Source organism: Actinomadura sp. RB99 (assembly GCF_014706005.1).
Lineage (GTDB): Bacteria > Actinomycetota > Actinomycetes > Streptosporangiales > Streptosporangiaceae > Spirillospora.
Window position 1 is genome coordinate 99,444 of the sequence record NZ_JABMCA010000008.1, and the last position, 26,872, is coordinate 126,315.

Consider the following 26,872-nt stretch of genomic DNA (forward strand, 5'->3'; position numbering starts at 1 on the left):
CCGCGTGCGGGTCACGGGCTGCTGGGCGAGGGGGTGGGCTGCGGCGCGGGCGCGTTCAGGGCCTGCTGGTCGGCGAGCGCGATGGCCAGCTCGCCGGCGGCCGTGGGGTGCAGGGGCGCCTCGGCGCCCGTCCCCTGGACGAACGGGCCCTGCGAGCAGAGGCCGTGCCCGGAGAAGTGCTGCGGGACCGAGCGGAACCCGAAGGCGCGGGCCCCCTTGTCCAGCAGGGCGTTCATGTCCGCCAGCCGCCCCCGGAGCGCGTCGGCCATCGCCTGGTCGACGCCCTGCGAGCGGAGGCAGTCGACGTTCTCGCCGAACGGGTCGTAGTACTGGTTGATGAGGACGGCCGGGTGCTGCGGCAGCCGCTTCAGCTGGCCGAGCAGGTCGTAGTACTCCGTGGCGAAGGTGTTGAGCTGCTGCTGGTAGTAGGCCGTCGAGGCACGGTCGTCGCAGGCCTTCGCGGCCAGGCAGAGCCCGGTCAGCTCGGCCCAGCGCACGTCGTTCGCGCCGATGCTGACGATGACCACGGACGCCTTGCTCGCCCGCTGGGCCACCGCCAGCTGCGGCGGAGCGACCTGGTGGCCGACGTTCTGGACGTCGAGCAGCCCGGACGTCACCGTCGCGCCGCTGCACGCGAGGTTCAGGACCTTCCACCGGTTGGACTGCGCGAGGTAGACCGCGTACGAGTCGCGGCTGCGCTTGCACGCCCGGTCCAGGGCGTCCGGGTCGTCGACGAGGGGGTTGCCCATGGCCGCCGCGGTGGAGTCGCCGATGACGACGGCGTTCACGTCGTTCAGGGCCGGACCCCGCGCCGGTGGGACGGGGGAGGACGGCGCCCGGCCCACCAGGTCCTCGACCGAGCCGACCCTCTTCAGCGCCTCCGGCGTGCTGGAGGCCAGCAGGTACACGCACGCCGAGTTCGCGGCGAGCACGCACAGCACCCCCGTCGCCAGCACCTTGACCCGGGTGGCGCCCGACCAGTGCTGCACTCCCGCCAGCGCCGCCAGCAGCAGCGCCGAGAAGCCGGCCGAGACCAGCGTCTCCCACAGCAGGTAGCGGCGCCAGCCGTCGGTCAGCCGCGCGCTCAGGTCGAGGGTGCCGTGGTCGCCGTCCCGGGCGAACTGCCCGACCTGCGCGTTGATCGTGATGTGGGTGAGCTCGAGGCGGGGGCGGATCGGGCCGCGGAACTCCGGCCGGGTCGAGATCGCCTGCCCGAACAGGTTCACCTCGCCGGGTCCCGAGCCGGACAGGCGCGGGGACGTGGCGCCCACCTGCACCGTCTGCCCGGCGGCCTTGACCGTCTGCATGGGGGTGACGCGCACCGCCAGCCAGATCGACAGGGCGCCGAGGAACAGGCACGCCACCACGTTGAGCAGGATCTTCACCCGCCTGCGCCAGGCGGGCGGCTCAAGGCGGCCGGTCGTCGTCCGGTCCTTGCTGGACTTGATCAGCTGCATCGTTTCGTCTCTTGTCGGGGACAGGCCGTAGCTGGTCTTCCCATGCGGCCACCGGTGATTCGTCACTCTTCCGCTCGACCTCCGGGACGGAACGGCAGCCCGAGGACGGCGTGACGCTCACGTCGACGCGGTCACGGGGCGGTGAGCGGGAGGCGTGCGGTGAAGCGGGCCCCGTGCCCGGGGCGGGAGTCGACGGTGAGGGTGCCGCCGTGGGCGTTCGCGATGTCGCGGGAGATCGGCAGGCCCAGCCCCGTGCCGTTGGGGTCGCGTTCTCGGGAGCTGTCCAGACGGGTGAACCGCTCGAAGATCTCGTCCTGCCGGTCGCCCGGGACGCCGTCGCCGTCGTCGGCGACGGTCAGCACCGCGGCCGCCCGCTCTCCCGGCGGCCGGTCGACGTCGAGGGTCACCTCGACGCGGCTGTCGGCGTGCCGCTGGGCGTTGTCGAGCAGGTTGGCGAGCAGCCGGTTGATGAGCAGCCGGTCGCAGTCCAGCACGACCCGCCGGGCCAGCTTCCCGATGATGTGGATCCGGTCGGTGGCCTCGCGGCGGCGGAGCTCGGCGGCGACCAGGGCGCTGAGGTCGGTGGGCTGCGGGTGCAGCGGCTGGCCGGTGTCCAGCCGGGTGAGCGTGAGCAGGTCGGTCACGATGGCCTCCTGGCGCTCCACGCTGGCGAGCACGTCGGCGGCCACGCGCGGCCATTCGGACTCGGGGTCGGCGAGCGCGTTCTCCAGCCGCAGGCGGATCGACGTCAGCGGGCCGCGCAGGTCGTGGGAGGCCTCCGAGGTGAGGTTGCGCAGATCGCTGACGGCCGTGTCGAGGCGCTCGAGGGTCGTGTTCATGGTCTCGGCCATGGCCTTGAGCTCCTCGGGCTCCGGCACGGGGACCCGGCGCGCCAGGTCGGTGGCGGTGATCTCGGCGAACTCGTCGCGGATCTCGGCCATGGGCGCGAGGACGCGGACGGTCGAGCGGTGCACGATCGCGAACACCATCGCGGCCACGGCCACCGTCGCCACCGCCGTGCCCGCCGCCAGCCGCCGCGACCCGAACCAGGGCACCCGCGGGAAGACGAGATAGATCATCAGCGGGGCCTTGCCGCGCTGGTGGTGGGTGACCTCGGCCGGAATGCGCGTCGCGAGCAGCATCCTGTCCCCAGAGCCCCGGGGGCGCCAGGGCCGGCGCGGGTTCCGCAGCCGGTGCTCGACCTGCGTCCGCGCCTGGGGCGGGGTGATCCGGCTGAGCGGCGGGCCGTTCTCCAGGCCCTCCGTCGCCGCCAGGATCCGGCCGTCGGCGTCGATGACCTGGATCGCGTTCCCGAACCGGCCCGGCAGCGTGGGGCTCAGCGGCCCGCGCAGCATCTGGTGGAACACCTGGTCGACCGTCAGCTCACCGCGTTCGCGTGCGAGGACGGCCCGGTCCCTGCCCACCTTGCGGAGGAACAGCGTGGCGGTCGCCGCCGCCTCCAGGGCGGTCAGCCCGGCGGCGGCCAGCGCGGAACTCGTCCGAAGCGGCAGCTGCTCCACCTTGCGGAGCGGCAGACCCAGCACGCCCACCGACACGACCTTTCTCAGGCGAACGAACGCTCAGGTTGGCTGTATCCCGGGTGCCCGAAGGCGAACGGCCCCTGAGGCAAAGTTGTCTCCAACCCTGCGGCTCACCACCGCATGGGAAAATGTCGCGTGATCTGGGGGGACGGCGTGGAACCGGACGGCGAGGACCTCCCGCCGCGGGTCGCGCGCGCGATGTCGTGGACCGCGCTGGCGCTGCTCTTCTGCATCCGGGCGTTCGATGCGGCCCGGGGCGGCGCGAGTGCGGAAGCGCTGCTGTTGGCGGCGGCGCCCTACCCGCCGTTGGTGGCGTTGCTGGCCGGGCGGTTCCGGCCGGGCGTCCGCATCGGGCTGCTGGTGGCCTTGGCGGCGCTGGCGCTGATGCCGTTCGCCGATCGCCGCGGCCGTCCTCGCACTACAGGTCGTGCTGTGAGTCACCCCGCCTCCCGTCGCCCCGCCGGCGGACATGGTGACGAACGTGCTCTCCCCCCTCATCCTGGCGTGGCTGTTCTACGGCCTGTCCCGGCTCGGCGACCTGGTCGTCCTCCTCGATCGGGCCCGGCACGAGCTGGCGGCGGCCGCCGTCGCCGCCGAGCGCGACCGGATCGGGCGCGGCCTGCACGACGTCCTGGGGTTCAGCCTGTCGGCGGTCGCGCTGCGCGGCGAGCTGGCCCTGCGGCTGCTGGACCGGGATCCGGTGCGCGCCGCCACCGAGCTCGCGGCGCTGGTTCCCGTCCTGGAGCGGGCGCACGCCGAGCTCGGCGCGATCGCGGGCGGACGGGTCCGCCTGGAGCCGCGCCGCGAGGTCGACGCGGCGATCGAGGTGCTGGAGGCCGCCGGCATCGCCGTCCGCGCCGAGGTGGAGACCGGGCCGCTGCCGGACGGGACCGGCACCGCCCTGGCCGCCGTACTCCGCGAGGCCGTCACCAACGTCCTGCGGCACAGTCGCGCACGTACCTGCACCATCACGGTCACCCGCGCGGACGGCGCCGTGCGGCTGCGGGTCGTCGACGACGGCGCCGGCGGGCTCCGGGCGCCGGCCCCCGGCGGAACGGGCCTGGAGAGCCTGGCGGCCCGCGCCGGCGGACGGCTGTCGGCGGGGCCGCGCCGGGGAGGCGGTTTCGAGGTGGTGGCCGAGTTCCGGTCAGATCCAGCCGGCCTCGGTGGCGATGCGGACGGCGTCGATCCGGTTGCGGGCGCCGAGCTTGCCGACCGCTGAGGTCAGGTAGTTCCGCACCGTCCCGTAGGACAGGAACAGCCGCTCGGCGATCTCCATCGGCTGGGCGCCGGTGGCCGACAGGCGCAGCACCTCCGCCTCCCGCTGCGTGAGCGGGCTCTCCGGAGCCAGCAGCGCCGCGGACGCGAGCGCCGGATCGATCACCGTGCCGCCCGCGGCGACCGTGCGGACCGCCGCCGCCAGCTCGTCCGGCCGGACGTCCTTGCGCACGAACCCCGCGACGCCCGCCTCCAGCGCCCGCCGCAGATGCCCGGGACGGCTCAGCGCGGTGAGGATCAGCACCCGGCAGCCGGGCACCCGCCCGGGCAGCAGCGCCGCCGCCGCCAGCCCGTCCATCTCGGGCAGGTCGATGTCGACGACCGCCACGTCGGGACGGTGCCGCTCCGCCGCCGGCACGATCCGGGCCCCGGAGTCCACCTGGGCAACGACCTCGATGTCGTCCTCCAGGCCGAGCAGCTCGGCCAGCGCCTCCCGCAGAAGATGCATGTCCTCCGCGATCAGCACACGGATCACGGTCCGCCGCCGACGATCATGGTCATGGGCCGATGATATGTGCATTTTTCACACGCGACCGGTGACGGCGGCACTGTCCCGGACCCCGGGCGAATTGCCAGCATCGTCCTGCACGGTGAAACGCCCGAAGAAGGAGTCCCCTTGATTTCCACCATCCTCCCGAGCGGCTACTTCGCTCCGCTGGAGAAGGTCCAGACCGGACTGGGCGCCGACGACCAGCTCGCCTGCCTGAACCTGGTCGCCCGCTTCGAGTGGTGCTTCGACTCGCGCGAGTTCGACGCGCTGCGCGAGATGCTCACCGAGGACTTCGTCCTCGACCACGTCTGGGGCTACCGGGAGGGCCGGGAGGCGGCGATCGCGCTGCTGCGGGAGAAGCTGCCGATCAACGACGGGCTGCGCCACGCCAGCCTCAACCCGACCGTCCACGCCGAGGAGGACGGCACCGCGACCGCGCTGTCCTACCTGCTCGGCGTGCTCGTGGGCGAGGACGGCGACGGGCCGCAGCGGCCCATCATCGCGGGCGAGGGCCTGCGCGTCGACCGATTCCGCAAAAAGGACGGCCTCTGGCGGATGACCGCGTGCACCGTGGACCAGATGTGGGTGCACAGCTCGTTCCCCATCCCCGACGCCGAGCGAGCGCACTACCGTCTGGACGCCGCCTCCCGGCCCCGCATCTGACCGGTCCGGGGGCGCCCGGAGACGGGATCCTCGATGGTGCGGTTCGCGAAACCGAAGACGGACAGGCGCGCGTCTTTGGTGAGGCTTACCTTATATTCGACCGATGCATCCTTCTGAGATCCGGACGGTGACGACCGAGGCGGAGCTGCGGGAGATCGTCCCGGAACCGCCGCGGCCCCTCTGGGACAAGGACATCGGCAGGATCGACGAGCACGCGCGCACGGTCATCGCGCACTCGCCGCTCGTGCTGCTGGCCACCTCGGACGCGGAGGGCGCCTGCGACGTCTCGCCGCGCGGCGACCCCGCGGGCTCGGTGCTGGTCCTGGACTCCCACCGGCTGGCGCTCGCCGACCGTCCCGGCAACCACCGGGCCGACAGCTTCCGCAACGTGCTGCACAACCCCCGCGTCGGGCTGCTGTTCCTCGTGCCGGGGATGAACGAGACGCTGCGGGTGAACGGGCGCGCGACGCTCGTGTCGGACGCGCCGTTCTTCGACGACCTGGTGGTCCAGGGCAAGCGGCCGCGGCTGGCGCTCCTCGTCGACGTCGAGGAGCTGTACATGCACTGCGCGAAGGCGTTCCTGCGCTCGTCCCTGTGGGACCCCGGCACGTGGCCCGACCGCGGCTCCCTGCCCACGCTCGGACGGATCGTCAAGGACCACATGGGACTCAAGGACCTGTCCGCCGACGCGATCGACGCGGACCTCGCCGTGGACGCCTCGACGAACCGGTACTGACGTCCCCGGTGCCGCCCCTACCGGGGCGGCACGCTCCGCGCGGAACTCGTCGCGAAACGGGCGGAGTGGTGATCGCGGTTGTCACCGCGGTGGCGATTAACGGCGGCGGGCGACGTCGAGAAGAATGGAAACCGTGGGTGGCGGTGGGTCCGCCGCACGACGTCCAGATGGAGGCACCGGTGTTCGGCTTCAAGATCCTGCCCACCCTCGCGGCCGTGGTGCTCGGCGCCGGCATTGCCACCGGGAACGGGCGGGCCGCGTTCATGGCGGCGCTAGCGCTGCTCGCGCTCCAGTGGGTGATCGGGAAAGTGCGCTCCTGAGCCGCGGTCGGCGCTCGGTCCGGGGCTCGGGACGTCCGCCGGCCTGGACCTGACCAGCCAGAGGCCGGTGAACACGGCACAGGCGAGGGTGACGGCGCCGGCCGTGAGGAAGGCGCCGCCGAGCCCGGCCTCGAAGGACGCGCCGCCGGACTGGCGGGTGCGGACCACGGCCCCGAGGACCGCGACGCCGAGGACCGCGCCGATCTGGCGGGTGGTGCTGCTGATGCCCGAGGCGAGGCCGCCCTCCTGCGGGCCGACGGCCTGGATGGCGGCGCCCGTCAGCGGCGACATGGTCAGCGCGAACCCGATGCCGACGACCGCGAGCCGCCACCACACGTTCGCGTATCCGGTGCCGGCGTGCACGAGCCCCAGCGTCAGCAGCCCGAGCCCGGCCAGTGCCAGGCCGACGGTGACCACGATCCGGAACCCGTACCTGGCGGCGAGGCGTCCCGCGAACGGGCTGACGACCACCATGGCGAGGGAGGCGGGCAGGGTCTGCAGGCCCGCGCGCAGGATCGAACTGCCCTGGACGTACACGAAGAACTGCGAGAAGAAGAACGACGACCCCATCAGCGCGAACCCCACCACGATCATGGCGGTGTTGGACACGCTGAACAGCCGCTCCCGGAACAGGCGCAGCGGCAGCATCGGCGTCGAGGCGCGCGCTTCGACGGCGACGAACGCGGCGAGGACGACCGCCGCGGCGGCGAAGCCGCTCAGGATCACGGGCGACGTCCAGCCGCGCGAGCCGCCCTCGATCAGTGCGTAGGTGAGCGCCCCCACGCCCAGGATGGAGAGGACCGTCCCGGGGACGTCGATCGAGGGGGCTCCGGGATTGCGCGACTCGCGCAAGGCACGCGCCCCCGCGACCAGCAGGAAAGCGCCGATGGGCCCGTTGACGAGGAAAATGGCGGGCCAGCCGAAGGCGTCCGCCAGGATGCCGCCGGCCGGCGGCCCGGCCGCCAGGCCGATCCCGCTGAGGCCCGCCCACAGCCCGATCGCCCTGACCCGGTCCTGCGGGGCGGGATGGGCGGCGGCGATCAGGGCCAGCGAGGCGGGGCTCAGCGCCGCGGCGCCGACGCCCTGGGCGACCCGCCCGGCGATCAGCCACCCGATCGAGGGGGCGGCCGAGCACAGCACGGACGCGGCGGTGAACACCGCGACGCCGGCCAGGAACACGCGCCTGCGCCCGAAGCGGTCGGCGAAGACGCCGCCGGACAGCAGCAGCATGGCGACCAGCAGCACGTAGGCGTCGACGATCCATTGCAGGCCGCTCAGGTGCGTGTGCAGCCGCCGCTGCATGTCGGGCAGCGCCGCGCCGACGATCGTGCTGTCCAGCAGCACCATGAACTGCCCCAGGCAGGTCACGGTGAGCAGTGCGGCACGGTTCGGCCGGACGGCCGCGGTCCCGGCCGGTCCGGCCTCGGGCACGCCTTCGGATGTGGTCAACGGGGGTTCCTCTCGCGGACGCGGGGACAACACTTCGATACTTCGATAATGCCGAAGTGTCGAAGTGTTGTCCATCGACGATCCCGGAACATCGAACGATCGAGGTATCGTCGGGGCATGCGACCGCTTCCCCAGCCCGCCCGCGAGGCGCTCGCGCTCGCGCCGGTGCTGCACGCGCTGGGCGATCCGGTGCGCCTGGAACTGGTGCGGCGCGCCTGGGCGCATCCGGAGTCGACCTGCTCGGCGCTCGCCGACGGCATGGACGTGCCGCTGTCGACGCTGTCCAACCACTGGCGGATCCTGCGCGAGGCCGGGCTGATCAGCATGGCCGTCGACGGCCGGCACCGGCGCGTCCGGCCGCGCGACGGCGACCTGGACGACCGCTTCCCGGGGCTGCTCGAACCGATCCTGCGCCTCGGCGCCGCCGAGGCGCAGGATCGGGGCTTCCGCTGACCGGACGGTCCGGCGGCCGATCAGCGCGCGGACGGGCGCTCGGCGTCCGGGACCGGCGTTGAGAGGCGCCGTTCGCGCGACCGGGTGTCAGGGCGGGAGGCGGCGCCGGCCGTCGTCCGTCCGCTGAAGGCCCACGTGGCGAGTGCGCAGAGCGCGAACGCCGCGCCGAGGACGGTGGGGCCGGTCCAGCCCGCCGCGTCGAACGCGGCCGTGGTCGCGGCCGCTCCCAGGGCGGAGCCGAGCGAGTAGAAGAGCATGTAGGCGCCGATGGTGGCGCTGGTGCGCTCGGGGTAGGCGGCGGTCAGGGTGTGCTGGTTGCTCACGTGCACGGCCTGGACGGCGAAGTCGAGCAGGACCACGCCGGCGATCAGCAGCGGCAGCGACCACGGGAGCTGCCCGATCGCCGCCCAGGAGACGAGCAGGAGCGCGAGCGCGATGCCGGTGACCCGGCGCGCGTGCCCGGCGTCGCCCCACCGTCCGGACCGGGCGGCGCCGAGGGCCCCGGCCAGCCCGGCGACGCCGAACAGCCCGATCTGCGTCTCGCCGAGGTGCCACGGCGCGCCGGCCAGCGGCAGGGCCATGCCGCTCCACAGGGTGCCGAACGAGGCGAACAGGAAGAATGCGATCAGCCCGCGGCTGAGGAACACCGGCCGGGTGAACAGTCCGCCGAAGGAGCGCAGGGCCTGCCCGTACCGGGCGGCGTCGCGGCGGTCGTCGGGGGGCAGCAGGGTGAGGGCGAGCACCGCGAGGACGGCGGCGAGGACCGCGAGGGCCAGGTAGATGCCGCGCCAGCCGGACAGGTCGGCGAGGAGTCCCGCGACGACGCGCGCGCCGAGGATGCCGACCACCACGCCCGAGGTCACGATGCCGAGGTTGCGCCCGCGCTCGGCCGGCGGGGAGACCGACGCCGCGTACGCGACGGTGGTCTGCACCACCACCGCGAACGCTCCCGCCGCGGCCAGCCCGCTGAACGCCGCCCAGGCGGCCGGGGCCGCCGCGGTGACCGCCGTCCCCGCCGCCACCAGGGCGAGGTGCGCCGCGATCAGGCGCCTGCGGTCGAGGACGTCGCCCAGCGGCACCAGCAGCACCAGTCCCGCCAGGTAGCCGAGCTGCCCGGCGGCCACGAACCAGCCGAGCGCGTCGACCGGGACGCCGAGGTCGCGTCCCATCGGTCCCAGCACCGGCTGCCCGGCGTAGACGCTCGCCACCGCGACCCCGCACACGGCCGCGAGCAGCAGCCTCGTCCTCCCGTTCACCGGGCACCTCCGTTTGGTTTCATTTTGCAACTGATCGAAGGCTAGGCCACAATGGTTTCAATCCGCAACTCATGGGGGAGCGATGGCACGCGACGGCACCGACGGGCAGAGCCCTCCGTGGACGGACCCGAACTGCCCGGTCGCCCGCACGGTCGACCTGGTCGGCGACCGGTGGAGCCTGCTCATCATCCGGGACGCGATGGACGGCGCCCGCTCGTTCACCGACTTCCAGCAGCGCACCGGCATCGCCCGCAACATCCTCACCGAGCGGCTCCGCAAGCTCACCGCCCGCGGCCTGCTCGCCCAGGTCGACTCCCCGTCGGGCAGGCGCCGGCTGTACGCGCTCACCGACGCCGGCAAGGACCTCTTCCCCGTGATCGTCACACTGCGGCAGTGGGGCGAGCGCCACGCCTTCGACGCGGGGGAGGAGCACTCGGTCCTGGTCGACGGCGACGGCGCCCCCGTGCCCGACCTCCTGCCCGTCGCGTCCGACGGATCGCCGCTGACGAGCGAGACGACCTCGGTGCGGCGCCCCATCTGACCTCCGCGAGGGAGGCGCCGCCGTTCACCATGAGGACTCCATTGCGCGGACCTCGATATCGGGTTTTTTGGGGAATTCGCATCGGATGAGCGGCGTTTTTCTCCTGGCCGCTAGTGGACTCGCCGAGGTCGGATTTCAGCGGATCTCTAGTGATCCTCGAATGCCGCTTCTCCCGCCCGCTTTAACGTGGCGCCATGACGACACCCCAGAAGAGCCCGGCGGCAGAGACCTGGCAGATCGGAAAGGTGACCGTCCACCGGATAGCCGAAGTCCCGCTGCGCGGGTTCGGCCGGTGGCTGTTGCCTCAGGCGACCCCGGACGTGGTCGCGGAATCGGCGTGGCTGAGCCCTTTCTACGTGGACGACGACGGGCAGCTGCTCGGCTCCGTCCACGCCTTCGCCGTCCAGATCGGTGACACCCGCGTGCTCGTGGACGCCGGCGTGGGCAACGGCAAGGCCCGCCCCTTCCCCGCGTGGGACCACCTGTCCACCCCGTTCCTCGACCGGCTGGCGGAGGCGGGCTTCACGCCCGGCAACGTCGACGTCGTGATCAACACGCACCTGCACCAGGACCACGTCGGCTGGAACACCCGGCTCGACGGGGACCGCTGGGTGCCCACCTTCACCAACGCCCGCTACGTGTCGGCCCAGGCCGAGTACGACTACTGGGGCGGCGTCGAGCTGGAGCCGGACCAGCGCGAGATGTTCGCCGACTCCATCGACCCCGTCCGCGAGGCCGGGCTGCTGGACCCCGTCGACGTGCCAGCCGCCGGCGTCGAGGTGGCGCCGGGCGTGACGATCGTGCCGGCGCCCGGCCACACGCCGGGCCAGGTCATGGTCCGGCTGGACGGCGGCGACCGCAAGGCCGTGATCTCCGCCGACTGCCTCCACCACCCGGTGCAGTTCGCCCGCACGGCGATGTGCGCGACCGTCGACGTGGACGCGGAGCAGGCGACCAGGACCCGGCGCGCGCTGTTCGCCGACCTCGCCGGGACCGACTCGGTCCTGTTCGGCAGCCACTTCGACGCCCCGTCCGCCGGCCTGGTCCGCAAGGACGGCGACCACTACCGCTTCCTGCCCGTCGAGCTCGACTGAACGGCGGCCGGACGGCCCGCCGCCGACCCCGAACGTCCCTCCCGGCCCGGCCGGGAGGGACGTTCCGTGTTCGGCGATCCCGCGTTCCCCGGCTTCGCGAACTCCGGCACCGGACGGGAACGGCCGGAGGTCCCGGGCCGGCGGGGACCCGGGACCTCCGGCCGGAGGGGGACGCCGGTCAGGCGGCGGCCGGCTTGCGGGCGCGGATGAGGCGCTCGGTGGCGGTGATGCGCTCGACCGTGACGCCGGTGTACCCCGCGTCGCCGAGCCAGCGCTTCGCGTCCGCGAAGGTGTACTCGGCGGCGCCCGACCGGACGAGCTTCATGTTGAGGCTCATCAGCAGCGAGTGCGCGGGACCCGTCCGGTCGTCGTCGATGAGCTCGTCGTAGACGAGCAGCTCGCCGCCGGGGCGCAGGGCCTCGAACGCGCGGGTCACGAGCGTGACGCGGCTCTCCTCGTCCCAGTCGTGCAGCACGTGCCCGAAGATGTAGGCGTCGGCCTCGGGAAGCGCGTCGGTGAGGAAGTCGCCGCCGTGGAAGGTGGTGCGGTCGGCGGTTCCGAGGGCCGCCATGTGCTCGTCGAACAGGGGCCGCAGCGGCGGCATGTCGAAGCAGGCGGTCCTCAGGTGCCGGTGCGCGCGGGCGAGCGAGCCGGCGAGGTTGCCGCGCGCGCCGCCGAGGTCGACCACGTCCCGGTGCCCGCTCCAGTCGACCCGTTCGACCAGGTAGGCGGTGACGACCGCGGAGGCGCTGTCCATCGCGTTCATGAAGCCCCGGACGCGGTCCAGGTCGCGGTAGAACTCGCCGAACGAGTCGAAGCCCTCCTGCAGCGACCCGGACTTCAGCAGGTCGGTGAGGCGGCCCCACGCCGGGTAGAGCGCGCGCCCCATGAAGGTGAGGAAGCCGCCGACGTAGCCCTCGCCGTTCTGGTCGAGGAGGCGGGCGGCGGCCGGCGCGTTGGCGTACCGGCCGTCCCGGCGCTCCAGCAGGCCCAGGGCCGTCAGGGCGTCCAGGAAGTCCGCCGCCGCCCGCGCGTGCAGGCCGAGCTTCCCGGTGATCTCCTCGAGGGTGGCGGGCCCGGTGGCCAGCATGGTGAACAGGCCCAGCTCCACCCCGCTGAACAGCGCCCGCGACCGCCAGAAGCCGCCGGCCACCCCCATCACGAATTCCAGGTCCGCGGTTTCCTGATTCGGCGAGTCCATTCCATGGTCCTTTCGGATTCCGAACGGGTGCGAGTACCTTCCGATTTCACTCCTTCTGTATGGTCGGTCACGGCAGTCGAGAAGCTCTAAGGAAATGATCGGGAGCCGCTGGACGGCTCTTTCCTTCGCCCTGGATCGGGGCCAGTGTGGTGGCATGCGAATATCTCTCATCACCGGGGCCAACAAGGGAATCGGTTTCGAGGTCGCGCGGCAGCTCGGCGGGCTCGGCGGCCAGAAGGTGCTCGTGGGCGCGCGAAATGAGGAGCGCGGCCGGAAGGCGGCCGCCGCGCTGCGGGCGGAGGGGGTGGACGCCGGGCATGTGGTCGTCGACGTCACCGACGCCGCCGGGCTGAAGCGCGCCGCGGAGCGAATAGAGCGCGAGCACGGCCGTCTCGACGCACTGGTCAACAACGCCGGGATCGCCATTCTGGACTGGAACCTGCGCCCCGGCCGGGTTCCGCTCGACATGGTGCGCCGGACCTACGAGACGAACGTGGTGGGGGTGATCGCGGTGACCGACGCGATGCTGCCGCTGCTGCGCCGCTCGGAGGCGGGGCGCATCGTCAACGTCTCCAGCCGCCTGGGGTCGCTCGCGGTCATGAGCGACCGGGCGTCACCGGTCTCGCGGGTCAACCTGCTGGCCTACAACTCCTCCAAGGCCGCGCTCAACGCGGTGACCGTGGCCTACGCCAAGGAGCTCGCGGAGACGCCGATCAAGGTGAACTCCGTCAATCCGGGTTTCTGCGACACCGACATGGCGTCCGACCTGATCGCGGCCATGGGGGCGGGCCGGGGCGTGCGCACGCCGGCGGAGGGCGCGCGGGCCGCGGTCACCGCCGCGACGCTGCCCGACGACGGGCCGACGGGCTCCTTCTTCGGAGACGAGGGCCCCGTGCCATGGTGAGCGCCCTGGCGCGGCGGGCCGGTCAGGCCGGTCCGGCGGCCTTCGCCAGCTCGGCGCGGAACCCGCCGATGACGCCGCTCAGCCCGATCTCGAAGCGGTCCTCGAGGCCGCGCTCGTTGAAGCCGGCGGTGACGGCGATGAGGTTGGGGTACTGCTCCGGCGGCAGGTGCTGCACGAACTCCTGCATCTGGTCGAGCCGTTCGCGGGCCTCCGCACCGGTGCCGAACGAGATCTCCTGGGTCACGAAGCCGACCGCGTAGTACAGCAGCACCAGGTAGCAGATGTTGGTGAGCCTGTCGTCGAAGCCCGCCCGGCGCAGCGTGCCGATCACGTACTCGGCCAGCCGCAGCCAGTTCGGCCCGAGCGGCACCCGGCCGGTCAGCAGCCGGGTCGCCGCCGGGTGGGCCAGCAGCACGCGGCGGATCTCGCGGGCCACGCTCGTCAGCCGCTCGGCCCAGTCGCCCTCGTCGGCGGCGGGCAGCCGGCACTCGCCGAGCACGGCGTCCACGACCAGGTTGAACAGCTCGTCCTTGCTCCGGAAGTGCCAGTAGAGCGAGGGCGACTTGATGTTCAGCGCGGTCGCGAGGCCGCGCATGCTGAACGCCTCGAAGCCGTCCTTCTCCAGCAGTTCGAGGGCGGCCTCGACGATCTCGCTCCGGCTGAGGCGCGGATCGGGGCCCTTCTCCTCGTTCCACAGCCCCTCGGGGTTGGGGCGCAACCGCAGCTTGGCGCGGTTGGGGCGGTCTGGCATCGGACCCCCGGAGTTCGCGTCGGTCGGATGAATTCACTCTAGCATTGATAGGACCCCCTACCGATGCTAGGCTGCACCTAGCAATGATAGGGAACTCGTCGAGTCAGGAAGGGTCACGGATCCGATGACTGCGCAGAGGCCCGTCTCGGACGTCTTCGGCGGCCGTACGGGGGATCACAGGGAAGAAGCCGGGTGGTGGCCGCTCGTCGCGATCGTCACCGCCGTCTCCATGCTCATGATGAGCGCCACGATCGTCACCGTGGCGCTCCCGGACATCCAGCGCGACCTGAAGGCGAACCTCACCGACCTGCAGTGGGTCGTGAACTCCTTCACCCTCGCCATGGCGGTGTTCCAGCTGACCGCCGGATCCCTCGGCGACCGCGTCGGCCGCCGCCGGATGTTCCTGATCGGCGTCGCCGCGTTCGGCCTGGCGTCGCTGGCCTGCGCCGTGTCCACCACCCCCGGCATGCTCATCTGGTCCCGGGCGGTGCAGGGGCTGGCGGGCGCCGTCATGTTCGCCACGACGCTCGCGCTCGTCGCGCAGATCTACCACGGGCAGATGCGCGGCCTCGCCTTCGGCGTCCGCGGCGCCGCGGCGGGCGTCGCCGTCGCGCTCGGCCCGCTCCTCGGCGGCGCGCTCGTGGCCGGCATCGACTGGCGCTGGGTCTTCTACATCAACATCCCGTTCGCGGCCGTCACCCTGGTCATCGCCTGGGTGAAGCTGCCCCGCCACGAGGAGCTGCGCAAGGGCAAGAGCCTCGACGCCGGCGGCCTGCTCACGCTCACCGCGTCGCTGATGCTCCTCATGGTCGCGCTGCTGCGCGGCGAGGACTGGGGATGGTCCAGCGACCGCGTCATCGCGATGTTCGCCGGCGCCGCCGTCTTCATGGCGGTCTTCCTGATCATCGAGTGGGTGCACCGGGAGCCGATGCTGGACCTGTCGCTGTTCCGCAGCCGCTCGTTCAGCGGCACGCAGCTCGCCACGGTCGCCACGCACGGCAGCTTCTTCGCCCTGCTGCTGTACCTCTCGCTCTACTTCCAGAACCAGCTCGGCTACTCGGCCTTCAAGACCGGCCTGTGCTTCCTCGCGGTCAACATCCCGATCCTGCTCTCGGGGCCCGCGGCGGGCGCGTTCATGGACCGGCTCCCGGCCTGGGTGCTGCCGACCCTCGGGCTGGTGCTCGTCGGCACCGGCCTCGTCGTCATGCACGGCCTGACGCTCGACTCCTCGTGGACGCATCTGGCCCCCGGCATGGTCATCGCGGGCTTCGGCCTCGGCATGGCGCTCCCGGCGATCGGGTCGCTGTCCATGGAGGTGGCCGACGGGCCGCGCCTCGGCATGGCCGCGGGCGTCAACAACACCGTCAGCCAGACCGCCATGGCGATGGGGATCGCCGTGTACGGCGCGATCCTCGGCCGCCAGGTCACCGACACGATGTCCGACGACCTGGCGGGCAGGCACCTGCCGATCCACGACATCGCCGGGGCCGCGTCCGCCGGCCAGATCAAGGCGGTGGCCGCCCACCTGCCCGCCGCGCTGCGCAAGCCGGTCATCGACGCGGCCGAGCACGGGATCGTCAACGGCCTGAACCTGCTCTTCTTCGTGGTGGCCGCCGTGGCCTTCGTCGGAGCGGTCCTCGCCGTGCTCCTGATCCGCACGCCCGAGCACAGGGGCTAGCGGCACCGTCCCGGTGACCACCCGGGCCCGGGCGGCCGCGGACGGCGCGAGGCCGTTCCGGCGCGAGGCCGCTCCGGTGCGGCGGGCGGCCGGCCCCGTGGGCCGCCCGCCGGCCCGGGCCGGGCGGATCACCGGCGACGCGCCCAGATGCTCGGAGACCCCCTTGCGACCCTGGAGGTACTTATGGCGGAGACGCGTCCGCGGCTCAGGGACGACCTGCTGGAACTCGCCGTGCACGCGGCGGTGCAGAACGACGGCCGGGGCTACCGCGCCGACCTCAACGAGGCCCCCTTCCCACCCCCGGACAGCGTGCTCGCGATGGCGAGGAGAGCGATGTCCGACGTCAACCGATACCCCGACGACGGCTGCTCCGAGCTCGTCGAGGCGCTCTCCGACCAACTCTCCGTTCCCGCGCCGCACATCGCGGTCGGGGCCGGCGCCACCGCGATCATCCAGCAGGTGCTGCTCGCCGCCGTGCGGCACGGCGACGAGGTCGTCTGCTCCTGGCCGTCGACCGAGCGCTACCCCGGCCTGATCCAGGTCGCCGGGGCGCGGCTGGAGGGCGTGCCGCTGGACGGCGCGCACCAGGACCTCGGGGCGCTGGCCGGGGCGGTCACCGAACGGACCCGGGTGGTGTTCGTCGGCAACCCGAGCGACCTCACCGGGACGACCGTGCACCGGCACGCGCTGCAGACCTTCCTCAGGCGGGTCCCGCCGGACGTGCTGGTGGTGATCGACGAGGAGTACCGGGAGTTCGTCGGCGAGCCGGCCGCGCCGGACGGGGTGCGGCTGTACCGCGAGCACCCGAACGTCGCGGTGATCCGCACGTTCTCCAAGGCGTACGGCCTGGCCGGGCTGCGGGTCGGCTTCATGATCGCGCAACCGCGGGTGATCGGCGCGGTCCGCCGGACGGCGCTGCCGTTCGGCGTGAGCGCGGTCGCGCAGAAGGCCGCGCTCTCCGCGCTGCGCAACCAGTTCGAGCTGCGCCGGCGCATCGCCGCCCTGGTGAAGGAGCGCGACCGGCTGCTCCGGCTGCTGCGCGGGCAGGGCTGGGACGTGCCCACGAGCGGGGCGAACTTCCTGTGGCTCCCGCTCGGCAGGCGGACCGACCGGTTCGTCCAGATGTGCGCCGAGCACGGCGTCAGGGTCAACGGCTACGCCGGCCGCGGGGCCCGGATCACCGTGGGGGAGCCCGAGGCGAACGACCTCGTCGGCTTCGTCGCCGCCCGGTTCGCGACCGCATGACCGGCGTTCGCGGCGTCGCGACCGGCGGCCGGGCCGGTGCGGGCGGCCCCGGAGTCAGCCCGGCTCCGTCACGGGGCGGGGGGCGGGCGCCGCCCGTCCCGGGCGCCGCCGGCTCCAGCGGCGCATCGCGGGCCGCTCCACCCACGTGTGGAGCGCGGCGGCCAGCGCCAGCGCGACGCCGAGCAGGCCCGCCTCGACGCCGGACGCGGCGGGCGCGCTCCAGCCGCCGCCCAGGACGAGACGGCCGTAGGTGAGCACGGGGAGGTGCACCAGGTACAGGGCGAACGAGATCTCGCCCAGCCAGGTCATGACCGGGGCGGCCAGAAGGGAGGGGCGCCCGCGCGAGTCGCGGTCGGCCGCGGCCGCGATGACCAGGGCGAGCGGCACCACCGTCGGGGCGACCATCGCCCAGGGGGAGGGCACCAGCTTCACCTGGAGGACGACACCGGCGGCCAGCAGGCAGAACGCCGGGCCGAGCCCCAGGCCGACCCAGCGGCCCGAGATCACGATGCGGGCCATGACCACGCCCAGCGTGAACTCCAGAAGGCGGACGGGAGGCAGCGAGTACACCGCCCAGTAGTCCCAGACCGACATCGGGAACCACGGCATCTTCGGGGTGTCGGGAAGGAGCCACTGCGCGAGAGCCGGAACCAGGACGACCAGCGCCACCAGGCCCGCCGCGCAGGCCCAGAGCCGGTCCGGCCTGATCGCCCGCACCGCGCGGATCACCAGCGGGAAGCACAGGTAGAACAGCAGCTCGCAGCTCAGCGACCAGCTGGGGACGTGCAGCGCGTTCATCACCTCGGCGTCGGGCACCCAGGCGTGCACGAGCAGCAGGCTCGGCAGCGTCTTGCCCCAGGTGGCGCGGTCGGCCGCGGCCTGGCCCGGCAGGAACGCCAGCAGCAGCACGGCGGTCCACGTGACCAGGTGGTTGGGGTAGATCTTGACGAAGCGGCGGCGCCAGAAGTCGCGCGCCGCGTCGCCGGGACGCGACGACCAGGTCAGGACGAAGCCGCTCAGCACGAAGAAGAAGGCCACGCCGAGCCAGCCCGCCGCCGTGGCGGGCCCCTCCAGGGACGGCGCCGGTCCCCGGTCGCCGTAGAACGCCTGGAAGGTGGCATGGCAGAAGAACACCGAGAGCGCCGCCAGGATCCGCATCCCGGTCAGCGAGGGGAGCCTCGTGCGCGGGTCGTTCACGGGCGCGTCGTCGGTCACGGCCGGCCACCGCCTCCGGCGTCGGAGTAGATGACGTGCTCCGGAGTGACGCGCACCGTGACGCGCCGCTCGTCGCTGCTCCGGTGCGCGTAGTCGGGCGCGCCCCAGTACTTGCGGGCGATCCGGTCGGTCATCTCCTCGGCGCCCTTCTCCTCGATGCGCCCCGTGCCGGACACGGTGAGGGAGTGGAACGGGACCGCGGGGTCCAGCACGCTGACGGCCACCCGGCCGTCGGTGCGCAGGATGCGCTCCTTGACCCGGCCGACCGCGGTCGTGAAGACGACCTCGTCGCCGTCCACGTCCACGCAGACGATCGTGCAGTGGGGCGAGCCGTCGGGCCGGATGACGGTCGCCCAGGCGAAGTAGGGCTCACGGAGCATGGCCTTGGCCTGGTCGCTCAGCGGCGTCGCGTTCATGTCGGGCCTTTCGCGTTCGGGGATCGGGCGTGGCTCAGACGTCGGGCATGCCGAAGTCGACGTTGGGGGCGTCGATCCCGCCGTCGATCTCGAAGACCTTGCCGGTCACGTACGAGGCGGCGGGGGAGGCGAGGTAGCGGACGGCCGCGGCGATGTCGCCGGGCACGCCCACCCGCCGCATCGGGGTCGCCTGCTCCAGCCGGTCGCGCATCGCGTCGTCGGCGAGCACCGGCTCCAGCACCGCGGTCGCCACCGCGCCCGGCGTCACGGCGTTCACCCGGATGCGCGGCGCGAGGTCCCGCGCGGCGAGCCGGGTGTACTGCGCCAGGGCGCCCTTGGCGGTGCCGTACGCCAGCCAGCCCCGGCCGCCCACGCGTCCCACCGTCGAGGTGATGTTGACGACGGCGCCGCCGTTCCCCGGCGCGTCCAGCAGGTGCGGGACGGCGGAGCCGGTGACGGCGTGCGCGATGCCCACGTTGAAGCGGAAGGCGTCCACGAGGTCGTCGGGCGTGAGCGCGGTGAAGGGCCTGATGGTGGCGCTGCCGACGTTGTTGACGACGACGTCGAGCCGGCCGAAGGCCTCGACCGCGCGGCCCGGCAGGCCGGCGGCGAGGCCGAGGTCGGACAGGTCGCCGGGGACGGCGAGGGCCCGGCGGCCCGCGGCCTCGATCTCGGCGGCGACCTTCGCCAGCTGGTCGGCCGAGCGCGCCGCGATCACCACGTCGGCGCCCGCGCGGGCCAGCTCGACCGCGGTCGCGGCGCCGATGCCGCGCCCGGCGCCGGTGACCACCGCGACCCTGTCGTCGAGGCGGAAGGCGTCGCGGGCGGGTGCGTCCTGGTCCATGTTCTACTCCTGGGGTCGCGGCGCGGACGGGGTCGCCGAGGGGGCGATGTTGGCGTTGAAGCGGAACAGGTTGTCCGGGTCGTACGCCTTCTTGACCGCGGTGAGCCGCGCGTAGGCGTCCGGGGCGAACGCGCCCGGCACGTACGACGGGGGCTCGTCCGCGGAGACGAAGTTGACGTAGGGGCCGCCGGTCGCGTGCGGGCGGATCGCCGCCGACGCCTTCGCGCTCCAGGCGGCGAGGCCGGCGGCCGCGTCTTCGCGCTCGGCCAGGGCGTTGACCGCAACGAGGTGGGACGCGTCGCGGAAGCCGAACGGGGTGGCCTCGGGCGGCGTCTCGGCGATGGCGCCGCCGAGCTGCTGGATCTGCAGCATGGCGAGGCGTCCGGGGGCGTCCGCGGCGGCGGCCAGCAGCCCGTCGATGGCGGCGTCGTCGAGCCGGCCCAGGAAGTGGCTCGCGCCGTGGGCGCGCTGCCTTTCGGGGAAGCGGTTCGGCGGCTGCTGCAGCTGGAGGTAGGACATCGGCCGGACGGCGTCGGCGACCGGCGGCCCGAACTCGCGCAGCGGCCGCAGCATCCGCTCCGCCTCGTCCGGCGGGGCGAACGCGGCGACGCCGACCATCACGATGGGACGGCCGCGCACCGGCTCGGGGACGAAGGGCGCGGGCGGCGCGGCCATCAGCGTCAGCCGGACCGCGAGCCGCCCGGGCGCCGCGTCGGCGACCTCCTGGTAGCGGCGCAGCACCCGCGCCCCGCGCTCGATCGGATGGACGAGCACCCCGCCGGTGAGCTCGCGCAGGGGATGCAGCGCGAACCGCGTCCGCGTCACCGCACCGAAGTTCCCCCCGCCGCCGCGCAGCGCCCAGAACAGCTCCGGCTCGCTGCTCCCGTCGACCCGGTGCGTCGCGCCGTCCGCCGTGACCACCTCGGCCTCGATCAGGTTGTCGCAGGTCAGCCCGTACAGCCGGTGCAGCCAGCCGAAGCCGCCGCCGAGCGCCGTGCCGGCGACGCCGACCTGGGGCGCGTCGGCGCCGGTCACCGCCAGCCCGTGCTCCTGCGCGGCCGCGTCGAGCGGTCCCCAGCGCAGCCCGCCGCCCGCGGTCACCGTCCGGGACCGCGCGTCGACCTCGAGCCCGTCCAGCCCGGACAGGTCGAGGACCAGGGCGCCGTCGGCGGTGCCGTGGCCCGCCAGGCCGTGCCCGCCGCCGCGGATCGCGACCGGCAGCCCGCGGTGCCGGGCGTGCGCGATCGCCACGGCCACCGCCTCCGGCGCGGCCGGCCGCGCGATGAGGGCGGGCCGCCGGTCGATGTCGACGTTCCACACCGAGCGCGCCGCGTCGAACCCGGGGTCGCCCGGCCGGACCAGGATGCCGTCAAAATGGCGGCCGAGCGTGTCGTCCAGGACCTTTCTCATTGGCTGCCTCCCTCCCGTCGTTGGTTTTCTCGAGTGTTCATAAGACCGGTAGAGATTGGCTGAAGAGGGGCTGAAGACGCGCCGCGCGCGTACCCCCACCATTTCCTGAGTGCTCCTTCAGGCCGGCTCGCGAAAGTGAACGGGACAGCCGTTCGGCCTGCCCTTCGGGCACGGTCCACAGGATGAGGGAAGAAGGGCGATGTCAGATCAGGGAAGCGTGAAGTCCGAGTACGACGTCATCGTGATCGGCGGCGGCCCCGCGGGCGCGTCGACCGCCGGCCTGCTGGCCCTGCGCGGGCACCGGGTGCTCGTGCTGGAGCGCGAGCAGTTCCCGCGTTACCACATCGGGGAGTCGCTCATCACCGGATGCGTCGGCGTTCTCGACGAACTCGGCCTCCGGGAGCGGCTCGACGCGCTCGGATTCGTCAAGAAGTTCGGCGGGAGCCTCGTGTGGGGGCGGGACGGCCGATGGGGCTTCAAATTCACCGAGGGCAAGCCGGAATTCCCGCACGCCTACAACGTCCGCCGCGCCGACTTCGACGCGCTGGTGCTCGGGCGGGCCCGGGAACTCGGCGCGCACGTCCGCGAGGAGGCCGCGGTCAAGGGCCCGATCGTCGAGGACGGCCGGGTCGTCGGCGTCCGCTACAGGCTGCGCGGCGGCGAGGAGACCGAGGCGCGGGCGACGATGGTGGTCGACGCGTCCGGCCAGGCGCGGCTGCTCGGCCGGCACCTGACCACCGTCGAGTGGACCGAGGACCTGCGCAACGTGGCGGTCTGGGCCTACTTCCAGGGCGGCGAGCCGCTGACCGGCGACGAGAGCGGCAACATCTTCATCGAGCACGTCCCCGGCGGATGGTTCTGGTACATCCCGATCTACGACGGCACCCACAGCGTCGGCTACGTGACCTCGGCGGCCGAGGCGACCGCCGCCGGGCAGGGGCTGCCGGAGCTGTTCCAGACCAAGATCGCCGAGTCCACCCACCTGAAGGAGATGCTCGCGAACGCCGTCCAGACCAGCGGGCACCGCAACGCCCGCGACTGGTCGTACGCCTGCGGCCGGCTGAGCGGCCCCGGCTGGGTGCTGGTCGGCGACGCCGCGGCGTTCGTGGACCCGCTGTTCTCGACCGGCGTGACGCTGGCGATGCTGGCCGCAGCCGCGGCGGCCAAGGGCATCGACGTCGTCCTGAAGGACCCCTCGCGCGAGACGGACGTGTTCGAGCGGTACGAGGCCTCCTACCGCGACTTCCTGGAGAACATCGTGTCGTTCGTCCGCTTCTTCTACGACGCCGGGCTCGACCAGGAGGCGTACCACCAGTACGCGCAGGCGCTCATCGACCCGGGGAAGCTGTTCTTCCCGCGCAAGGACTTCGTGACCCTGATCTCCGGGCTCAACTCGCTGCAGCCCATCTTCGACCCGGAGCCGGGCGGCCCGGTGCCGGCCGCCACCTGACCGGCCGAGCACGGCGAGAGGGGCGGTCCGAGGAATCGGACCGCCCCTCTCGCCGTGCGCCGGGCCTCACACGCCGCGTCACATGATGATGTCGGCCAAGAGGTCCACCTGGGACGGGTCCGGATCGACCGGCAGCAGGATCAGCTCGTCGGTGCCGACCTCCGCGTACTCCTTCACGGTGCGGCGGATGGTCTCGGCGTCCTTGAGCGTCGCGTCGGCGACGCGGTCCGCCACCCACTCGGAGAACGAGTAGTAGCTGCGGAGGTACTCGCGCGCGTGCCGGTCGGCGTCCTCGCCGACCGAGAAGTACGCCAGCGCCTGCAGGAACGGGGCGCCGTCGCGGCCCGCCGCCTTCCAGGCCCGCCGCGCCTGCTCGGCGCCGCCGGCGAACGAGTCCGCGCCGTCCGCCCCGGCGATCCAGCCGTCGCCGAAGCGCGCGACGCGGCGGAACGACCGGGGGGCGAACCCGCCGATGATGATCTCGGGGGCCCGGCAGGACGGGCCGATCCCGCCCCCGCCCGCCCAGACCGCGGTCATCTCCGCCAGCATGCGGTCGAACTCCTTCCCGCGCTCGGCGTAGGAGGCGTTCGAGGCGACGTAGTCGTCGTCACGGCCGCCCGGGGCCATGCCCAGCACCAGCCGCCCGCCGGACAGCTTGTTGACCGAGGCCGCCTGCTTGGCCAGCAGCGCCGCGTTCAGCCGGCAGGGCGCGATGATCACACTGGTGGCGAGCCGGATGCGGCGGGTGACCGCGGCCGCCGCGGCCAGCGCCACCAGCGGCTCGTAGTTGTCGAAGACGATCCGGTCGATGGCGGACAGGCAGGAGTACCCGCGGTCCTCGGCGCGGCGCGCCCATTCCAGGATCTGCTCGGGGCCGGCGCCGGGGATGTTGGCGGGCAGGCCGATGCCGATCTGCATGTCGGCTCCTTTCGGGGGTCGGACGTACTGTTCGCCGGGCACGTGGACGGAGCGCCCGCGGGTGTGGGCCGACACCGCGGGCGCTCCTCGGCGGGGCGCGATTCGGGACCGTCAGGGGGTGAGCAGGACGCGCCCGCGCACGCCGCCCTTGGCGAGCATCGCGTGCGCCTGGGGCGCCTGCTCGAACGGGAAGTCCTGCGCCACCCGGAGGGTGAACCGGCCCTGCTCGGCCAGCGACACCAGCTCGGCGAGCCGCGCGCCGTCGGCGGTCACGTGGACGCGGTGCACGCTGATGCCCCGCTCGGGCTCGGGCGTCTTCGGCGGGGTCAGCCCGGCGTACGCGCCGCCGTCGCGGACCGCGGCGATCATCTCGGGACCGATGGTCGCGGCGTCGACCAGCGCGTCCACACCGTCCGGCGCGTGCGCCCGCAGCGCCGCCACCGGGTCGTCGGAGCGCGGCACGAACGTCGCGCCGAGCCCGGTGAGGAACGCCTCGTCCTGCGCCGACGCGACCGCCAGGACCCGGTGGCCCCGGCCCGCCGCCAGCTCGGCGGTGTAGCCGCCGACGGCGCCGCCCGCGCCGGTGACGGCGATCGTCGCGCCGGGCGCGGGGTCGAGCAGCTCCAGGATCCGCAGCGCCGTGAGGCCGTTGACCGGGATGGTCGCGGCCTGCAGCGGGGTGGCCCCCGCCGGCGCCCGCGTCACCGACGCGGCGTTCAGCACGACGTACTCGGCGTAGGTGCCGGCCTTGGTGTCGAGCCAGTCCGACATCCCGATGACGGCGTCGCCGGGGGCGAAGCCGGTGACGTCGGGAGCGACCGCGTCGATCTCGCCCGCCACGTCCCAGCCGAGGACGTACCGCGGCCCCGCGGGGAGCATCCCGCCGAGCCGGCCGGCGCGCGCCACCAGGTCGAAGTTGTTGACCGTGGCCGCCGCGACCCGGACGCGGACCTGGCCCGCCTCCGGCTCCGGCGTGGGGATCTCGACCACCGACAGCACCTCGGGGCCGCCGAACGAGGTCATCGCCACTGCTCGCATCGTCGCGTCCTCTCCGCCTCAGGCCTGGTCGTGGAGGTAGGCGAGCCGGCAGGGGTTCGGGTCCACCGAGGTGATGATCCCGCTGACCTCCTTGAAGTAGGACTGGAGGTCGGAGCGGGCGCGCATGTCCTCGAAGGCCTCCTTGCTCTCCCACTCGGTGATGGTGATCAGGCGCTTGCCGTCGTGGCTCAGGTGCATGGCGACCCCGACGTTGCCCTTGTGCGCGCCCATGACGTCGGCGCCCTTGGACATCACCTCGAACAGCCTCTCCTGGTGCTCGGGGTCGGTGTCGAAGATGTTGACCATCGTGAAGTGCGCCTTGTCGGCCGGAATGCGTGCCATCGGGATGGCGTCCTTTCAGTCGTGCCCGCGGTGCGGGCCGTTACCTCGTGGTGGGGGCGATCTCATCGTGGGTGTAGGCGACCCGGCAGGCGATGAGCTGCACGTCGCTGACCAGGCCGTGGACCTCGCGGAAGTGCTCCTGCCGGTCGGGCAGGGCGCGCATCGCGTCGAAGGCCTCCTTCTTCTCCCACTGCGCGTAGCCGATGAGGCGCGTGCCGTCGTGGCTGAGGTGGAGGCCGGCCGACACCAGGCCGGGGAAGCCGCGGAGCCGCTCCTCGCCCTCCTTGATCACCTCGAAGAGCCGGCGCTGGTTCTCCGGCGTCGTGGTGAAGACGGTGATGGTCGTGTAGTAGTCGTCGTCGGTCGAGATGCGCACCATGGCCGGTCCTCCGCATCGGTGGCTGGCGGGCTCGGGAACGGGCGGTCGGGGGATCAGGAGGTCACGGCGGCGGCGCGGCCGGTGACGGCGTCCAGGACCTTCGCCAAGGTTGTCCCGGCGTCCTCGGCCGCCTCCTCGGCGCGCCAGGCGACGAACCCGTCGGGCCGGACGAGCACCGCGCCCGAGGGGCCGATCCCCGCCGCCTCCGGGAACGCGCCGCCGGGGTCGTCGAGGTCCATGGCGGGGCCGACGGTGTACGCCCGCAGCGGCATGCCCGAACGCTCGGCCTCCCGCCGGGCGGCGCGCGTCCAGGCCGCACCCTCGGGTCCGGCCAGCAGCGCGTAGGCGTCGCCGGCCAGGTCGACCGAGGACACCCGCTCGCCGTCGCGCTCCAGCCAGACGTGCGGCACGCGCATGCCGGGGCGGCCGTCGATGTTCAGCTCCTCCGGGAGCGCCTCGGTGAACGCCTCCCCGGCGACGGCGTCCGACGCGTAGCGGTAGCCCATGGTGATGGTGGTCTGGTCGCGCTGGTCGTACTTGGCGGCCTCCTTCGGGGCGCTCCACTGGATGTGGCGCATCCACGCCTGGTCGGCCGTCTCCTTCCCGACGGGCCGGCGCTCGGCCTCGTAGGTGTCCAGGAGCGCCTCGCCGGCCCAGCCGTTGATGACCGCGGCCAGCTTCCACGCGATGTTGTTGGCGTCCTGGACGCCCGCGTTGGCGCCGAACCCGCCGGTCGGCGGCATCACGTGGCAGGCGTCGCCCGCGAGGAAGACCCGCCCGGAGCGGTACCGGTCGACGACCTCGTGCGCCATCCACCAGCCCATGGTCATGTGCACGTCGATGGACAGGTCGGGCACGCCGGTCGCGGTGCGGATCAGCTCCGCGCACTCGGCGTGGGGGATCCTGCCCTCCTCGATGTCCTCCGGCCCGCAGAACAGGCCGAAGATCCACCGCTCGTCGTCCAGCTTGAACAGCATGCCGGGCGCGGTGCGGTTGGTCAGGTAGAGGATGAGGAACCGCCGGCCGCCGAGGATCGCGTCCAGGTCGGCCTTGAACAGCACGTTCAGCACGTGGCCGACGGTGCCCTCGCCCGACCGCCCGATGCCGAGCGCGGTCCGGATCCGGCCGCCGGCGCCGTCCGCGGCGATCATGTACCGGGCGCGCACGGTCCGCTCGGCGCCGGTGGCGCGGTCGCGGACCGCCGCGGTGACGCCGTCGGCGTCCTGCTCGAACCAGAGCATCTCGGTGTTGAACTCGGCCCGCGCGCCGCGCGCGACGGCCTCGCGGAGCATGATCGGCTCCACCCGGTCCTGCCCGCACCAGACGGGCTCGACGGGGCCGACGTCGTCGAACCGGTTGACGCCCTGCTCCATGACGATGACGTCCCCGTTCACGACGTGGGCCAGGGAGTCGGCGCGCAGGATGGCGCGCGGCAGGTGGTGCGGCGGCAGGTCGGTGCGCGACCAGTACTCGCCGCGCACGACCTTCTCGGCGGTGTCCCAGACGGCCTGCTGGACGCCCACGGTGCGGAACAGCTCCATCGTCCGCGGGCTGACGTGGGTGGAGCGCAGCAGCTGGGAGGTCGTCGTGTTGCGTTCCACCAGCAGGCAGTCGACGCCGTTCTGCCGGAGGAAAAGGGCGGCGGCAAGGCCGGTCAGCCCGCCTCCAATGATCAGTACGGGAACCTCGACATCGGGCACGGTGCGTCCTCATTCGGTCGTGGGCCGCATTGATGAGCGACCAGCCTCATGTGGTAAATCACTCTGCGGCAGATGCTGACCAATCGCTCTAGATTCTCACTGA

General features: G+C 73.1%; 27 protein-coding genes. 11 read left to right on the forward strand and 16 right to left on the reverse strand.

Annotation, left to right across the window (positions count from 1 at the left end; translation table 11 throughout):
- Positions 1-11 precede the first annotated feature (11 nt).
- Together amrb99_RS10255 and amrb99_RS10260 are read right to left on the reverse strand one after the other, a co-directional pair.
- Positions 12-1,457 (reverse strand): GDSL-type esterase/lipase family protein, encoded by a 1,446-nt coding sequence (locus tag amrb99_RS10255; protein WP_190855234.1) that lies wholly within the window; start codon positions 1,455-1,457, stop codon positions 12-14.
- Between the two features lie 131 nt (positions 1,458-1,588).
- The gene (locus amrb99_RS10260; protein ID WP_190855236.1) at positions 1,589-3,007 is read right to left on the reverse strand and encodes a HAMP domain-containing sensor histidine kinase; all 1,419 of its coding nucleotides are present in this window, start codon (positions 3,005-3,007) and stop codon (positions 1,589-1,591) included.
- A 472-nt stretch (positions 3,008-3,479) separates the two neighbouring features.
- Here amrb99_RS10260 and amrb99_RS10265 point away from each other — a divergent pair, with 472 nt between their 5' ends.
- Positions 3,480-4,220, forward strand: coding sequence for a histidine kinase (locus tag amrb99_RS10265; RefSeq protein WP_190855238.1), 741 nt, complete (start codon positions 3,480-3,482; stop codon positions 4,218-4,220).
- On the opposite strand, the gene amrb99_RS10270 is transcribed toward amrb99_RS10265, so the two are convergent.
- On the reverse strand, positions 4,146-4,751 hold the full coding sequence (locus amrb99_RS10270) for a response regulator (protein WP_190855240.1): 606 nt from the start codon (positions 4,749-4,751) through the stop codon (positions 4,146-4,148). The genes amrb99_RS10265 and amrb99_RS10270 overlap by 75 nt on opposite strands.
- Before the next feature lie 141 nt (positions 4,752-4,892).
- On the opposite strand from amrb99_RS10270, the gene amrb99_RS10275 reads away from it, so the two are divergent.
- The 3 genes from amrb99_RS10275 (at position 4,893) to amrb99_RS10285 (ending at position 6,485) form a co-directional block, all read left to right on the forward strand.
- The gene (locus tag amrb99_RS10275) at positions 4,893-5,429 is read left to right on the forward strand and encodes a nuclear transport factor 2 family protein (RefSeq protein WP_190855242.1); all 537 of its coding nucleotides are present in this window, start codon (positions 4,893-4,895) and stop codon (positions 5,427-5,429) included.
- A 103-nt stretch (positions 5,430-5,532) separates the two neighbouring features.
- Positions 5,533-6,165 (forward strand): pyridoxamine 5'-phosphate oxidase family protein, encoded by a 633-nt coding sequence (locus amrb99_RS10280; protein ID WP_190855244.1) that lies wholly within the window; start codon positions 5,533-5,535, stop codon positions 6,163-6,165.
- Between the two features lie 68 nt (positions 6,166-6,233).
- Positions 6,234-6,485 carry a hypothetical protein gene (locus tag amrb99_RS10285; protein ID WP_190855247.1) on the forward strand — a complete coding sequence of 84 codons (252 nt, stop codon included), beginning with the start codon at positions 6,234-6,236 and terminating at the stop codon, positions 6,483-6,485.
- Here amrb99_RS10285 and amrb99_RS10290 read toward each other — a convergent pair.
- Complete coding sequence (locus amrb99_RS10290; protein WP_206699894.1) at positions 6,438-7,934, reverse strand: MFS transporter; 1,497 nt, start codon at positions 7,932-7,934, stop codon at positions 6,438-6,440. The genes amrb99_RS10285 and amrb99_RS10290 overlap by 48 nt on opposite strands.
- 117 nt (positions 7,935-8,051) lie before the next feature.
- On the opposite strand from amrb99_RS10290, the gene amrb99_RS10295 reads away from it, so the two are divergent.
- A complete protein-coding gene (locus amrb99_RS10295; protein ID WP_190855251.1) occupies positions 8,052-8,387 on the forward strand; it encodes a helix-turn-helix transcriptional regulator in 336 nt (111 codons plus the stop codon).
- A 20-nt stretch (positions 8,388-8,407) separates the two neighbouring features.
- On the opposite strand, the gene amrb99_RS10300 is transcribed toward amrb99_RS10295, so the two are convergent.
- A complete protein-coding gene (locus tag amrb99_RS10300) occupies positions 8,408-9,643 on the reverse strand; it encodes an MFS transporter (protein WP_190855253.1) in 1,236 nt (411 codons plus the stop codon).
- 82 nt (positions 9,644-9,725) lie between these two features.
- On the opposite strand from amrb99_RS10300, the gene amrb99_RS10305 reads away from it, so the two are divergent.
- Positions 9,726-10,184: a helix-turn-helix domain-containing protein gene (locus amrb99_RS10305; RefSeq protein ID WP_190855255.1), complete on the forward strand. Its 459-nt coding sequence runs from the start codon at positions 9,726-9,728 to the stop codon at positions 10,182-10,184.
- A 194-nt stretch (positions 10,185-10,378) separates the two neighbouring features.
- Entirely contained in the window at positions 10,379-11,278 is a 900-nt protein-coding gene (locus amrb99_RS10310) for an MBL fold metallo-hydrolase (protein ID WP_190855257.1), read from the forward strand.
- Positions 11,279-11,456: 178 nt separating this feature from the next.
- Here amrb99_RS10310 and amrb99_RS10315 read toward each other — a convergent pair whose 3' ends face one another.
- Entirely contained in the window at positions 11,457-12,479 is a 1,023-nt protein-coding gene (locus amrb99_RS10315; RefSeq protein WP_190855260.1) for a methyltransferase, read from the reverse strand.
- A gap of 154 nt (positions 12,480-12,633) precedes the next feature.
- Between amrb99_RS10315 and amrb99_RS10320 the strand changes: the two genes are divergently transcribed.
- Entirely contained in the window at positions 12,634-13,383 is a 750-nt protein-coding gene (locus amrb99_RS10320) for an SDR family oxidoreductase (protein ID WP_190855262.1), read from the forward strand.
- Between the two features lie 22 nt (positions 13,384-13,405).
- On the opposite strand, the gene amrb99_RS10325 is transcribed toward amrb99_RS10320, so the two are convergent.
- On the reverse strand, positions 13,406-14,134 hold the full coding sequence (locus tag amrb99_RS10325) for a TetR/AcrR family transcriptional regulator (RefSeq protein ID WP_190855264.1): 729 nt from the start codon (positions 14,132-14,134) through the stop codon (positions 13,406-13,408).
- A 124-nt stretch (positions 14,135-14,258) separates the two neighbouring features.
- Here amrb99_RS10325 and amrb99_RS10330 point away from each other — a divergent pair, with 124 nt between their 5' ends.
- Entirely contained in the window at positions 14,259-15,812 is a 1,554-nt protein-coding gene (locus amrb99_RS10330) for an MFS transporter (RefSeq protein ID WP_190855266.1), read from the forward strand.
- Between the two features lie 183 nt (positions 15,813-15,995).
- Positions 15,996-17,057, forward strand: coding sequence for a histidinol-phosphate transaminase (locus tag amrb99_RS10335; RefSeq protein ID WP_190855268.1), 1,062 nt, complete (start codon positions 15,996-15,998; stop codon positions 17,055-17,057).
- Between the two features lie 54 nt (positions 17,058-17,111).
- On the opposite strand, the gene amrb99_RS10340 is transcribed toward amrb99_RS10335, so the two are convergent.
- Genes amrb99_RS10340 through amrb99_RS10355 form a run of 4 tightly spaced genes read right to left on the reverse strand, consistent with a single transcriptional unit; the run spans position 17,112 to position 20,942 of the window.
- Positions 17,112-18,272: an acyltransferase gene (locus amrb99_RS10340; RefSeq protein ID WP_206699896.1), complete on the reverse strand. Its 1,161-nt coding sequence runs from the start codon at positions 18,270-18,272 to the stop codon at positions 17,112-17,114.
- A complete protein-coding gene (locus tag amrb99_RS10345) occupies positions 18,269-18,688 on the reverse strand; it encodes a PPOX class F420-dependent oxidoreductase (protein WP_190855270.1) in 420 nt (139 codons plus the stop codon). The genes amrb99_RS10340 and amrb99_RS10345 overlap by 4 nt, the downstream gene beginning before the upstream one ends.
- Positions 18,689-18,722: 34 nt before the next feature.
- Positions 18,723-19,532: an SDR family oxidoreductase gene (locus amrb99_RS10350; RefSeq protein WP_190855272.1), complete on the reverse strand. Its 810-nt coding sequence runs from the start codon at positions 19,530-19,532 to the stop codon at positions 18,723-18,725.
- Between the two features lie 3 nt (positions 19,533-19,535).
- Positions 19,536-20,942, reverse strand: a complete 1,407-nt coding sequence (locus amrb99_RS10355) for an FAD-binding oxidoreductase (protein ID WP_190855274.1) — start codon at positions 20,940-20,942, stop codon at positions 19,536-19,538.
- A gap of 199 nt (positions 20,943-21,141) precedes the next feature.
- On the opposite strand from amrb99_RS10355, the gene amrb99_RS10360 reads away from it, so the two are divergent.
- Positions 21,142-22,392 (forward strand): NAD(P)/FAD-dependent oxidoreductase, encoded by a 1,251-nt coding sequence (locus amrb99_RS10360; RefSeq protein ID WP_190855276.1) that lies wholly within the window; start codon positions 21,142-21,144, stop codon positions 22,390-22,392.
- Positions 22,393-22,470: 78 nt separating this feature from the next.
- Here the strand turns inward: amrb99_RS10360 and amrb99_RS10365 are convergent, their stop codons facing one another.
- The 5 genes from amrb99_RS10365 to amrb99_RS10385 all read right to left on the reverse strand — a co-directional run bounded on the left by amrb99_RS10365 (position 22,471) and on the right by amrb99_RS10385 (position 26,769).
- Positions 22,471-23,310 (reverse strand): LLM class flavin-dependent oxidoreductase, encoded by an 840-nt coding sequence (locus amrb99_RS10365; protein ID WP_190855277.1) that lies wholly within the window; start codon positions 23,308-23,310, stop codon positions 22,471-22,473.
- A gap of 111 nt (positions 23,311-23,421) precedes the next feature.
- Entirely contained in the window at positions 23,422-24,348 is a 927-nt protein-coding gene (locus amrb99_RS10370; protein WP_190855280.1) for an NADP-dependent oxidoreductase, read from the reverse strand.
- 18 nt (positions 24,349-24,366) lie between these two features.
- Complete coding sequence (locus amrb99_RS10375; RefSeq protein WP_190855282.1) at positions 24,367-24,690, reverse strand: antibiotic biosynthesis monooxygenase; 324 nt, start codon at positions 24,688-24,690, stop codon at positions 24,367-24,369.
- 40 nt (positions 24,691-24,730) lie between these two features.
- Positions 24,731-25,069 carry an antibiotic biosynthesis monooxygenase gene (locus amrb99_RS10380; protein WP_190855284.1) on the reverse strand — a complete coding sequence of 113 codons (339 nt, stop codon included), beginning with the start codon at positions 25,067-25,069 and terminating at the stop codon, positions 24,731-24,733.
- A 53-nt stretch (positions 25,070-25,122) separates the two neighbouring features.
- Entirely contained in the window at positions 25,123-26,769 is a 1,647-nt protein-coding gene (locus amrb99_RS10385) for an FAD-dependent monooxygenase (protein WP_190855286.1), read from the reverse strand.
- Between the last annotated feature and the right edge of the window lie 103 nt (positions 26,770-26,872).